The organism is Pedobacter sp. GW456-11-11-14-TSB4, from assembly GCF_059424425.1.
The window spans coordinates 1,243,661-1,256,664 of the sequence record NZ_JBWKZK010000001.1; the positions used below are offsets into that span (position 1 = coordinate 1,243,661).

Genomic DNA, 13,004 nt, shown 5'->3' on the forward strand with positions numbered 1-13,004 from the left:
AAAATTTAACTTATCTTGTAGGCTGTAACAGAAAATATGCATAAATATAAATTTCTAATTTTACTGATAGTTGCAATTTTTACAATTTCATCTTGTAAAAAGGGAGAGCCAATACTCAACTTGCCATTGTTTGGTCCGAACCAAGATTTTTATGCTTTGGCCGATAATAATCTGTTAAAATTTAACGCCGGTAGCATTAAAACAGCTGTTTCTCAAGTTGCAGTTACAGGTTTAAATACTTCAACTGAAAAATTATTAAGTATAGATTTTAGACCAGCAACAGGCGAACTTTATGCGGTAAGCAATGCAAGCATCATTTACATAATCGATGCAACAACAGGAAAAGCCAGAGCAGTAACAAACACTGCATTTACGCCTGCATTAACTGGTACTGTAGTAAGTTTAGATTTTAATCCGGTGGTTGATAGAATTAGAATAGTTACCAATACGGGCCAAAATTTACGTTTAAACCCCGAAACCGGACTAGTTGTAGCTACAGATGGTGCTATAACTAATACAAATATAAACGGGATCGCTTACAACAATAATTTTGCAGGTGCAGAAACAACCACTTTATACGATATAGATTTTGCAGCTAAAGTATTATACAAACAAGATCCACCAAATAATGGCACACTTGTAAAAGTTGGCGATTTGCAATTAGATTTGGGCACAAATGTAAGTTTTGATATTTCTGCTGATGGAAAAAATGCATTAGCTGTGGGCAAAACTGCAACTCAGCATAATTTATACACCATTAATTTAGCAACTGGTGCAGCCGAGTTGGTAGGCAGGTTTCCGAGTAATTTAAATATACAAGGCATTGCAATGCCAGTAAATCAAATGGCTTATGCTGTTTCGGGAAACAACCTTTTAATTATAAATTTAACCCAACCTAATACCCTAAATAAGACCATTACAGGCCTGCAAAGTAGCGAAACTATTTTGGGAATGGACATGCGACCAGCAAACGGACAATTGTATGCTTTAGGAAGTACAAATAGGTTATATACTGTGAATATTGGCACTGGAGCATTTACAGAAGTTGGCTTGTTAACCACGCCAATAGCTGGTACAAGTTTCGGTTTCGATTTCAACCCTGTTTCAGATTTAATTAGGGTGGTAAGCAACACCAGACAAAATTTAAGTGTTAATCCAACTACCGCTGCGGTAACAATTGATGCAAATATTACAACTACAACTTCAACATTAAGCGCTGTAGCATACACCAACAACTTTAAAGGAGCAACTGCAACCGCATTTTATGCAATAGACTATACTGATGATAAATTATACAGTCTAGTGCCTACTACAGGTATTTTAACTGCCATAGGCGATTTAAAAGTAAATGTAGAAAGTGCAAATGGGTTTGATGTTATGAGTAACGCAACCACAAATATTGCTTATGGTATTTTTACTGTAGCAAGCAAAAACGGCATATATAGAATTGATTTGGCAACTGGTAGTTCAACAATATACCGCGACATGGATGTTGCTGTTACAGCATTTACTTTGGGTTTAAGATAATAAAACATTATGTCTGTTTTTTTGAACCTGTATTCTTTTAAAAGAGTAGAGCTTTTTAATTTATTCGCCTTTGGGCCCTTTTAGGCAAAGCGTTGGCGGCAGGCCAATTGCAGATATTTCTAGCGTTGGCTTCCTCTCTAACGAATTAATAATCTCAACTTTATGACATTGAGCTAGTTTGTCGCTCATTATCAGTAAGTATTCTTTTGTATTGCTTATGCCTTATAATTTCAAAGAAACATTAGAAAATGAAAGCCAGAATACAATGGTAATAAAGAGTCTCGTTGTTCGCTTTATCCCCGATGAAAAATCGGGGGATGCCGCTGCCACCGGGTTTAATAACAATGCGCTGTAGGCCGAGAGCAGAGCTCCAAAATAGCTATGGCTTAAATTATAGCCCTTGGTGAAGTGGTACCCCGTAGCAAGGAGAGCAACGACGCAGCGAGGCGTACAAGCGAAACAAAGGAACAAATTTGATGATATGCACAAGCTCTGCGCTTCAAAAAAATATCACATAAAAAATCCCCTAAGTAAACTTAGAGGATTTGTATTTTGCAGTTGAGATCCTTCGACAAGCTCAGGATGACAAAGTTTTTCAGTTATTTGGCAACATACATTACTTCTTTAACCGCTTTAACAACTTTTTCTGCGTTTGGTAAGCTAGCAGCAATTAAAGTTGGTGCGTATGGAAGTGGAACATCTGCACAAGTGATACGTAAAATTGGTGCATCTAAATGATCAAATGCATTTTTCTGAACGTTAAATGTAATTTCTGAAGAAATTGAAGCCAATGGCCAAGCTTCTTCTACAATTACCAAACGGTTTGTTTTTTTAACAGAGTTGATGATAGTTGCATAATCAATCGGGCGAACCGTCAATAAATCTACAACTTCTACGTTAATTCCTTCTTTAGTTAATTCTTCTACCGCCGGATTAACAACGCGAGTTAACATTTTACCAAAAGTTACGATAGTTACATCAGAACCTTCTTTAACTACGTTTGCTTTGCCAATTTCTAAAGTATATTCTTCTTCTGGCACTTCGCCTTTATCGCCGTACATTACTTCAGATTCCATAAAAATTACAGGATCTGGATCGTTAATAGCAGCTTTTAATAAGCCCTTTGCGTTGTAAGGAGTTGATGGAATAACTACTTTTAAACCCGGACAGTTAGCAAACCAGTTCTCGAAATTTTGAGAGTGTTGTGCACCTAATTGACCAGCATTACCAGTTGGGCCACGGAAAACGATTGGCACCGAAAACTGACCGCCACTCATTGATAAAATTTTTGCAGCAGCGTTAATAATTTGATCAATAGCTACTAATGAGAAGTTGAAAGTCATGAATTCAATTACCGGAATTAAACCATTCATTGCTGCACCGATACCGATACCAGCAAAGCCTAATTCAGCAATTGGTGTGTCGATAACGCGTTTGTCGCCAAACTCATCTAACATACCCTGACTAACCTTATATGCACCGTTGTATTGCGCAACTTCTTCGCCCATTAAAAAAATGTTCTCGTTTTTACGCATTTCTTCACTTAATGCTTCGCGTAGTGCTTCTCTAAATTGGATCTCTCTCATTGTTTATTCAAAAATTACCAAGGGCAAATATAACTATTGTATCGTAATTTTAAAGTAGTGTTTTAATTACAATATCAAATGTTTTTACAATATGGAGAAAGCAAGTTATTGCCAAATAAAATTTTAGTTTTTGGGCGTTTTAACACGCTGTTCGCTGTATCTTTTCGGGTTTTTCAAACCAAAAAGGATGCCGCTGACATCGTTAACGCAAAAAACCAGTGCTTTCTACGTTGTTTTTTCAGAAATATCTTCGCCAAAATGGATAATATTCCCATTATTATCTAAAATAGAAAATTGCCTCATGCCCCATGGCATATTTTTTAGCTCACCATTTGGGTGCACAACTCCCTGTGCTTTATATGCGCTATATAATTCATCAACTTCAGTTACATAAATATAGCAGCCGGTTGCTTTTGGTATTTCTGGATCTGTTGTGGGCCAATGGTGTATAGAAATTTCATCTTTACTAAAAATAATATAGCCATCCCAGTTTTTATGAAATGTGAAGCCTAATTTTTCGGTGTAAAATTTTATGGTTTCTTCTGCATCTAAAGATGCGAGGATGGGTGTGGCGGTTTTAAGCATAGTTATAAATTTTCTAAATCGTCTAGATCTTTAGGTCTGCCTGCTGCCTTCTTTGCATTAATTAAATCATCTTTATGAATTGTAATTATCATTAGGCCATCATCTTCAAATTTTACTGCTTTTTTATAACTTTCGTTAAAATCCAATCCTTTTACAGCTAACATTAAATCAATTGCAGAAGGGGGAACTCCAAAAGTAAATACATCCCAGTTCTTATGTCTGAGGAAATTTTCCTCTGTCATATCAAAAACGGGCATTCCAAAATGTAAAAAAGCTAACTTAATTTTTTGATAGTTTTCTAATGTTCGTTCTACCCAAATATCTATATCACCAGTTGTGCGAGAATAACCGTGTAGTATTACAGAAAAACCTCCGACTAAAATATACTTAACCTTACTTTGATTTAGCGCTTGTATAAAATCTCTGAAATCTTCATTGAAAATGTTTCCCATTATTTTCTGGCTCTAACACTAAATTTAGTTCTATCAAGTTTTGGAGGATTGTTTTCTGGAAAATTAAAAGCAATACTATTTAAATAATTTGATATGCGTAGCCTTTCCTGCCAAGTTAATGTACGGTAATACTCGGCATGAGATTTAGTTGCTTGCTCTGCTGTTTGTGCTTTAAATGCGGTTCTATCTAAACGATACATTATGTAAAGATAATAATTGTTATTGATAGAGAGACGATTTTAGGTTATACTTTGTTCAGCTAACAAACCATATATCTCGCTATCTAAAAATTTACCTCTAAAATAATAGTCTTCTTTAAAGTAAGCTTCTTTTACGAAACCGTGTTTCAACAAAATTTGTCTAGAGGCATTATTACCAGGATTAATATTGGCAGAAATACTATGGAGTTTTATCTCCTTAAAACCAAAATTAATTACCTCTTTTAACGCTTCAGAAATTAATCCCTTTCGCCATAAGTTTGGGTGTAACATGTAACCAATCTCTGCTCTGTAATTTGCAAAATCTGTTCTGTAATAACCAATTTCGCCAATCATTTCATTAGCATTTTCTTTTAATGCAATTACCCAAGCTATTGAGGTTTTGTTCTCGAAGCCGTCTTGCGTCAATTTAATTTTAGCTTCCGTTTCTTCTATATTTTTTGGGTTTTCTTTATCGATATAGCGCATTACCTTTTCGTTATAACGTAAAGCGAATAAAGCTTTGGCATCCGCAATTATATGTGCCCTAAGTATTAATCTTTCGGTTTCTAGAGTTGGGAAGGTGGTGAAGTTTAGAGTTGGCATAAAATAAATAAATTATAAAAGTTTCGTCATTGCGAGGCACGAAGCAATCTCCTTCATGAATTAAGCTTTAAGATTGCTTCGTTCCTCGCAATGACGATGAGGCGAAGCTGTTCCTTACCTCCCAAACAATGTTGTATAAATAGAATACACATAATTGCCAGGTTGTTGGCTAGCTCTAAAAGGAATATTAAAATCAAATAATTCTTTCAATTTTAGCCTTAAAGCATTTAAAAAAACCAATTTTTCCGATGCCAAAAACTCATCTTTTAATATTCCATTTTTGCCAGCAAATGTAATTCCTTCTTTACTCATGGTTTTAACGATGTATAAATTAGGCTCTACATTTTCATTTTTTGAGATTTGTTCATAAACGTAAGTGTAAAAAAGTGTTTGAACTAAAGCTTTATTGATGTTGCCGCAATCGGTATCAAAACATTCTTCAATAGATGAATATTTTAACTTATCGCCGCCAGTTTTATAATCAACAATTCTGTAAATGCCGTTTTTTAAATCAACCCTGTCTATAATACCAAAAAGTTTGATTTGTTGTGTTGCCCCATTTGCCTCAAAGCTAAAACTCACATTTCCCTTCTGCTCTAAACCAATCAAAGTAAAAGGTGCATCTTCAGCATCTTGCTTTAAAATAATATTTACATACTCAAGCACTATTGCATAAATTACTTTTTGCATTCCGTTTAATTGCACATGAGCGTTTCTATTCTCATACATTACCTGAGCAAAACCTTGCATAATTAATTTCGGGATATCAACTCTTTTATCCTTAATCCGCTCTGCGGTAATTTCTGGATCAATTGCTTTTAATTGTGCATAAAACTGCTCCATTACATCATGCAATATCAAACCAACTTTGTAAGCTTCAACCGTTTCTTCAACTTCTTTTGGTTCCTCTATTCCGGCAATGTATTTGTAAAAAAAGTCTATCGGATTTGCGATGTAAGTTGTTAATGCCGAAGCCGAAAGGTATTTTTGACCGCTTAAATATCGATTTAAAACTTGCTGCACTTTTTCAGATTTCACAACAACTTCATCTCGTTTTAATTCCGTTTTAACTGTTAACTGCAATTCTTTATGATGGAAATTAAAGCTACTTTCATATTCAAGCTGCTTAATAAAGCGAGAAGGTTCGCCACTATTACTCTCATCGGTTAAAGAGTTATAGACAAAATCTATATTTTTTGATCTTTGTATCAATCTGTAAAACATGTAGGCAGAAATCGCATCTTGATTTTCGAGTACTGGTAAACCATAAGCCCGTCTTAAGCTATCTGGAATAAAAGTAGTTCCAGTTGATGCCTGCGGAACAATACCTTCATTTAGGCCAAGAATAATTATTCGATCAAAATTCAGATTTCTGCTTTCTAGTAAACCCATAATTTGGATGCCATTTAACGGATCGCCTTCTAATGGAACCGCAATTGCCCCAAGAGATTTCTGGATGAGAGACAATACAAAGCTTAACTCAATATCTTTTTGGTATTTATCAATATGGTGTTGGAGCGTATCTTGCAATCTGTTAAGCTCTTGCATGGTTTTGCCAAACAATTCTGCATCTATTTTTTTTAACTTTCTGGCTGCTAATTCACGCTGCAAAACATAATCTAAAAGTGTAATTAATGTTTTTACCGCATCGGCGGATGAAGTGATAGGCTCGAAAAAACTGGCAAATAAACCACCTTGTCTCGTTAAACGACCATAAGGAATTTCTATCAGTTGTTCTTTAATTAAAGCATCTATGATTTTTGGCCTCATCACATCGCTTACACCAATTAAAGGATGCGATAAAAACGCAACTGCTGTTTGGTGCTGAACGGTTTTTTTAGCATTAACCTCACCTTGCACAGTTAACCATAAATCTGCCAATCCGTATAACGATGAATTGGTTAAGCCAAAACCCATCGTAATATTAACTTCTAGTTTTTTATTCTCAATTTTTGAGGGGATGGTTTGTAAAACCGGAATTAGCAAACTTTCATCTGCCAAAATGATAGCGGTATTTACCGGTTGTTCTGCTAAAATTTGGTTTTTTTCGTTTGCTAAAAGTTCGTTTACAATTTTGGCCTGCGCAGTTTGCCCTTGCACTTTATAAACATTTACATCGCGTTGCGAAGATTTAATGTCACTTAATTCAGCAGGCAATTGATTTTTTAATCCAATTTGCTTCAAATTTCTGCGCAGAAAAAGTCCTGCCTCTTGCATTTCATCTTCCAGATAATAACTATCTGTATCGAAATAGAAGATTGCTTTTTCTTCTTCTTGCCAACGTTTAAAAGCTTTTGCTTCGGCTTTGCTTAAAGCGTTAAAACCTATAAATATTAATTTTCCGCCGGTATATTTTGAGGTAAAATCGATATCGTTTTTGCCATCGGCGATGTTTTTATACAGCCTTGCCATGGTTGTAAAACCGTTATCAGCTAACTTTGCATGAAAGTTATGATACAATACAGGCATCCGATGCCACATTTTGATAAAAAGTTCCTGTTGTTTTTTATACTTGCCTTCTGAATATGATTGCCAAAACTGCGACAGAAATTCTTTTTGCTCTGCTGTTAAGAAATCAAATTGTTGATTGATAACCGCAATATCTTCTAGCTCTGTAAAAAGTCGATCGGCATCAACTAAATCATTGTCAATTTGGCTAAAATCGCCCAAAATAATTTTAGCAATATTATGGAACTTGGCAATAGATGGCAATTTCTCTACACCCTCGTTTTTTAACAGTTCGATATAACAATCGTAGAGCGTAAAAAACTGGGTATAATGGTCGGCGATTTTCAAACTAGTTGCCTCAGCAAAAAACTCTTGAACGGTAAAAAATGCTGGGCTCCAAAATGGTTTTTGGTAAATGTTGGCCAAATGCTTTTGTAAATACGCAACAGGCCGTTTATTGTTAAACACAATGGCGCAATCTTGCAAGTTTTGATCAAACTTGGCAACTAAATCTTCGGCTACGTCTTTTAAAAATGGGTTCATTATCTTTTTGTAACGTCACCCTGAATTTTTCAGCCGCTCTTATTGATTTTTGACTTCAAGAGAGCTTCGCTGTTTATTTCAGGGTCTGCTAACAGATGCTGAAACGAGTTCAGCATGACGGATTAATCTTTATACAGCTTTTAATTTCTTCAAAGAAGCGTAAAACAAATAGGGTTTTACATTTTCATAACCCATGGCTTCTATCAAATTTTTGTAATTCACTATTTGAGCTACATGATTTTGGCTTTCTTCGGAGGTAAATTTATAGTCGATGATAGAAACTTGCTTACCATTTAAAACCAATTTATCTGGCCGGTAGGTTTTTCCATCAATACCAATAATCGATTTTTCATTGATTTGGTCGGCGTTCTGATCAAGCAGTTTGCTTAGTTCTGGATGTGATAAAACTTCCGAAACTTGTTGCAAATAATCTGCTCGTTCTTCTTCTAAAATTAGTCCCTCTAAAATTAAACGATCAAGCACTCCATCTACTTCGTCAACTTTGTTTACCTCTGCTAAAACAGCATGTAAATTACTGCCTTTTAAACCAGATTTAGCAATATTATCAATATATTTTTGAGGTCTATTTTCGGTTTCTTCGTAAACTTCTTCTAAACGATTGGTTGTTGGATAAGCCGCTAAATTTAAGGTGTCAAAATTTTCTAAGCCATCGCCTTTCGCCGAAAAACTGCCAATTTGTATTTCGTCTGCGTTTTCAAAGTCTTCTGCAAATGCATCAAAAACGGCATCTCCAGCGTGTGTTAATGATGGTTTTTTCTTGCCAGGAAAAGAAATGTAGATATAATCTTTAGCTCTTGTGGTTGCCACGTACAAACTATTTAGAGCATCCATATAGTTCATTAATAACTCTTCTAGGTAATATTTGGTTACGCTAGAGCCTTTTAGCTGACTGGTGAATTGCAATGGAATGCTTTGTAAATCTGTATATGGAGTATTCCCCATTGGCACCCAAAAAGTACTGTTTGCACGGCCGCCCAAAGGCCAATCGCAAAAAGGAATAAAAACAGCTCTAAATGCCAAACCTTTAGATTTATGGATAGTCATTACTTGTATAGCATTAGCCGTTTCTGGCGATGGCAAATTTTTATTGTGTCCTTCTTCTTCCCACCAATTTAGAAAAGATGAAATGCCTTTCTCGCCCTGTCGGGATGCTTTATTGGTTAAATCTCTAAAAGCTAAAAGATAGGGCAAAAATGGGTTGATATTATTTTTTTTATAATTATCTAAACCAAAAGCGCTAATGATATTTTCAATTAAAGTTGATACTGGCAAACCTAACCATGCTCTGTAGTTGTTGCAAAAATCGGCTGGCAAAACATGGCTTAATTTTTCTATTGGAGTTTCTTTTAACGCAAAATAATGATCGCCGTTAATTGCTTTTTCGTGCAATTGTGCATATAATGCAATGCAATTTGCCTTGTACAAAGCCGAATTAGCCGGACTAACTACCAACAATTTAAGCACATTCACAATCAATTTTATAGCGGTACTGCTTGCAATTTTTAAGGCTTCGCCAGATATCACATCCAAACCAGCTTCCATTAGCGCATTAACCACTTCAGTTGCTTCGGCGTTAGAACGTACTAAAACTGCAATTTCGCGTTGCTGATACCCTTTTTCATTAAGCAATAAATTAACTTCCTTCAGCATTTCTTTAAGTGTTGCCTCTTTTTTGTTTTCAGGCTCAGTATCAGTAGCTATATTTTCTACTAAACCATCAACACTTTTTGGCTTTTCAAACTCTATTTTCTTGATTTTGATTATGCCACCTTGCAAGGTTTTTGCATGGGTATTTTGCGTAACGCCATCATAAATTTTGGTAATGATATCAGCATACTGATTGCGTGGATCGTTCCAAAATCCGTTGAGTTGGTCATCATCAACAGGGATTTCTCCATTGATTTTATGCTGCAGTAGTGTAGCCAATTTAGGATATAAATTGTTGTTAAAGTTTATTACTTGCGCCGTACTGCGATAGTTTTCTTCCAATTGATCATCAAAAACATTGTGAGTTTCTAAATCAGCTTTGGCTTTTTGATGTAAAAGTTTATAATCTCCATCTCGCCAACGATAAATAGATTGTTTGGCATCTCCAACTATTAAATGATCGTGTAATTTTCCATCATGTGTGGCAATTGCATTGCTTACCAAAGCCTTAAAACTATTCCATTGATTTGCCGATGTATCTTGAAATTCATCAAAGAGAAAATTTCTGTATTTATTGCCCATTTTCTCCCAGATAAAACTGGGATTTTCTCCGGCATCTTCAGCAATTCCGTTTAATAACTTTTGCGCATCGCTGATGAGTAAAGTTTCATTTTCATCTCTATATTCAGCCAATAAAATGGCTATTTCTTGCATTAATCTTAAAAAATAACCGTTTTTAATGAATGCTTTAGCTAGAATATAATCGGCAATGCCATTGTTGTAAACATTTGCAAGCTGATGTAAAATAGGATTAATATCATCGTAAAGCTCATTCGGTTTTCCTTTCGGAAACCAATTTTCTTCATCGTCTATTAGCTTTAGCACCTTTTCTACATCAGCAAAATTGCCATTTATAATCCCTTTAAATTTCAGTAATGGCGATCTACTTTTACCTTTAAAATCATCTGCACTAAAACCGCTTACCTCTATAATGCCAAAAGCATTTTCTGCATGTTCAATTAAATCTGTCTCAAACTTTTTGATGTAGTTTTTAGAGAAATCGATATATCTTTTAAATACCTCATCTGTATTTTCTGTTCCGAAACTAGCAATAGCTAGCTCAAAGTCTTTAAACTGATCTTTAAAAACTTCACCTACCAATTTCAGTAGTTCGGCATTGTAGTTCCATGATTTATTGTTGCTAATGCGATCTAATGCCAACTCTACCACCCATTGTAAAAGATTATCCTTTTCATCCAGCAATTTTTCTAATTTGGTAGTCAGCTCCTTTTTTACCTTTTCGGTGTTCATTTCTAAACTGTAGCCACTATCTAAACCTAGCTCAAAAGCGAAACCACGAATTACTTTCTGTACAAAACCGTCAATGGTGCTAACCGAAAAACGACTATAATCGTGTAAAATTTTACGGTAAATTTTATCGGCTTTTAATTTTAATGTTTCTTCATTTAAATCTGGGTGAGCGACTAAGACCAATTTACGGTAATCGTCAATTTTCTTTGAATCATCGCCCATGGCAAAGCCTTTAAGTACTTCGAGAATACGTGTTTTCATTTCCTCGGTTGCCTTATTGGTAAAAGTTACAGCTAATATTTCGCGATATTTATTTTCGCCACTAAATAACAAAGTGAGATAATGTGCGGCTAGGCTAAAAGTTTTACCCGAACCGGCAGAAGCTTGTAGTATTTTGAGTGGTTTAATTGGCATAAAATGATTTCATTTCAGAAATTTAAACTTACAAAATTTAAACCCCATCTAAAATCAAGATATCAACAATAAGTGAAGGAAATTTTAAGATTTTTTGCTTTTCTTCTTTGCTAGGGTTTTGTGGCTTATTCGAGTTGGTCGTTCTGCCATTTCCATTGGATAACCTAACAAATCTCTAATTACAACAGATGCGCAAACTCCGCCAAAAGCAGCCGGCAAATAAGAAACTGTACCATATGCAGATTTTTTAAAATTGCTGCCATCGGTTAAAATCAGCGATTCCTTTTTTACTTCCTCTGTAGAAAAAACAGCCTTAATTTTGCTCGCATTAGTGGTTTTATTTAGCCTTTTACGAATGTAACTTGCTAAAACACATTGGTAGGTATCAGGCAGATAAGTGATTTTTAAGCAAGTAGGATCAAGTTTACCACCTGCGCCCATTGAACTAACAATTGGCATATTTTTTCTTAAGGCTGCACTTAGCAGCGTAATTTTTGGTTTAACGCTATCTATGCAATCCATTACATAATCAAAATGTTGTTCAAGCAATTCTTCACATTTTTCCGGTGTTAAAAAAGAGCCAATTACATGTAGTTTTAGTTTGGGATTTATAGCCAATAAACGCTCTTTCATAATTTCTGCTTTGCTAACACCATGGTTTGTTGCTAAAGCAGGTAATTGCCTATTTCGGTTTGTTGGGTCTACAACGTCGCCATCAACTATTGTCATCTCGCCAATGCCCGAGCGACAAATAAATTCGGCAGCAAAAGAGCCAACACCGCCTAAACCAACCACTAAAACATGTTTATGCTGTAGTTTTTCTATTCCATCATTTCCTAAAATTAAGGCAGAGCGAGAGAGCCAATTAATATCAGACATATTTACACCCAATCCCGAAAGGGGAGATTTTAAGTTTAAAAAATTATTTAATATTTAACCCATTTAGCCCACTATGGGTTTGGGGTTAAATTCAGTTTTTTCCAGTTGGCAAAAATAACTTGTTTAAGTTCATCAATGCCAATGTTTTTGATTTTTGCAGCGGCGTGATAAACTTCTTCTATATTGGTTTGTGATTCATCAGTTTCTAAAAAGAAAAAATCTAATTCTTTAATCAGCTTTGCTGCAGAAGAGGTGTCGTTTAAAATTGCTGCCCCAAAAGAAAGAAAAAATCCTTTTTGCAACAACTGCTTGCCTAATATTTCATCTTTATTAAAGCCATGGATAATCATCGGCACTTTAACTTTTAACTTTTCTTTTATCGTGATTAATTCTCCAAAACTTTTAACACAATGTAAAATTATTGGTTTATTTAACTGTTCTGCCAAAGCGATTTGTTGGCATAAAATAATTGTTTGGTTTTCAAAATTCTCTCCTTTAATCTTATCCAAGCCACATTCTCCTATCATTTTAACATTTTCTTGCTTGGCCAAAACGGTTAAGTATTTCATGTGCAATTCTAATTTTTCAATACTTGCATACCATGGATGAAGGCCAATAGAAATGAGTTTTTTCTTAGGCATAGCCAAAAAAACATCTTCGGTTAACGACAGGCTTTGGATAGTTAATTCTCCTGTTTTGACGGAAGTTTTATGTGTATGTAGATCTAAGAAATCCATTATAAAACAAAGATAAGATTTTGATGATTGTTGCTGTTCTGTAAATAATTT

10 protein-coding genes are annotated in these 13,004 nt (G+C 35.0%); 1 reads left to right on the forward strand and 9 read right to left on the reverse strand.

The annotated features are described in order from the left end of the window. Window positions 1-36 precede the first annotated feature (36 nt). Entirely contained in the window at window positions 37-1,527 is a 1,491-nt protein-coding gene (locus AC07XU_RS05610; protein ID WP_494942636.1) for a DUF4394 domain-containing protein, read from the forward strand. Between the two features lie 599 nt (window positions 1,528-2,126). On the opposite strand, the gene AC07XU_RS05615 is transcribed toward AC07XU_RS05610, so the two are convergent. The 9 genes from AC07XU_RS05615 to AC07XU_RS05655 form a co-directional block, all read right to left on the reverse strand. After that, entirely contained in the window at window positions 2,127-3,113 is a 987-nt protein-coding gene (locus AC07XU_RS05615) for a pyruvate dehydrogenase complex E1 component subunit beta (protein WP_494942637.1), read from the reverse strand. 225 nt (window positions 3,114-3,338) lie between these two features. Beyond that, complete coding sequence (locus AC07XU_RS05620; protein WP_494942638.1) at window positions 3,339-3,698, reverse strand: bleomycin resistance protein; 360 nt, start codon at window positions 3,696-3,698, stop codon at window positions 3,339-3,341. Window positions 3,699-3,700: 2 nt separating this feature from the next. Next, on the reverse strand, window positions 3,701-4,150 hold the full coding sequence (locus tag AC07XU_RS05625) for a DUF6036 family nucleotidyltransferase (protein WP_494942639.1): 450 nt from the start codon (window positions 4,148-4,150) through the stop codon (window positions 3,701-3,703). Next, complete coding sequence (locus AC07XU_RS05630; protein WP_494942640.1) at window positions 4,150-4,350, reverse strand: hypothetical protein; 201 nt, start codon at window positions 4,348-4,350, stop codon at window positions 4,150-4,152. The genes AC07XU_RS05625 and AC07XU_RS05630 overlap by 1 nt, the downstream gene beginning before the upstream one ends. Window positions 4,351-4,389: 39 nt before the next feature. Next, window positions 4,390-4,953 (reverse strand): GNAT family N-acetyltransferase, encoded by a 564-nt coding sequence (locus AC07XU_RS05635; protein WP_494942641.1) that lies wholly within the window; start codon window positions 4,951-4,953, stop codon window positions 4,390-4,392. A 114-nt stretch (window positions 4,954-5,067) separates the two neighbouring features. Beyond that, window positions 5,068-7,944: a PD-(D/E)XK nuclease family protein gene (locus AC07XU_RS05640; protein WP_494942642.1), complete on the reverse strand. Its 2,877-nt coding sequence runs from the start codon at window positions 7,942-7,944 to the stop codon at window positions 5,068-5,070. 129 nt (window positions 7,945-8,073) lie between these two features. Continuing rightward, entirely contained in the window at window positions 8,074-11,337 is a 3,264-nt protein-coding gene (locus AC07XU_RS05645) for a UvrD-helicase domain-containing protein (protein WP_494942643.1), read from the reverse strand. An 84-nt stretch (window positions 11,338-11,421) separates the two neighbouring features. Further along, window positions 11,422-12,216 (reverse strand): tRNA threonylcarbamoyladenosine dehydratase, encoded by a 795-nt coding sequence (locus AC07XU_RS05650; protein WP_494942644.1) that lies wholly within the window; start codon window positions 12,214-12,216, stop codon window positions 11,422-11,424. Between the two features lie 71 nt (window positions 12,217-12,287). After that, window positions 12,288-12,953 (reverse strand): TatD family hydrolase, encoded by a 666-nt coding sequence (locus AC07XU_RS05655; protein ID WP_494942645.1) that lies wholly within the window; start codon window positions 12,951-12,953, stop codon window positions 12,288-12,290. Between the last annotated feature and the right edge of the window lie 51 nt (window positions 12,954-13,004).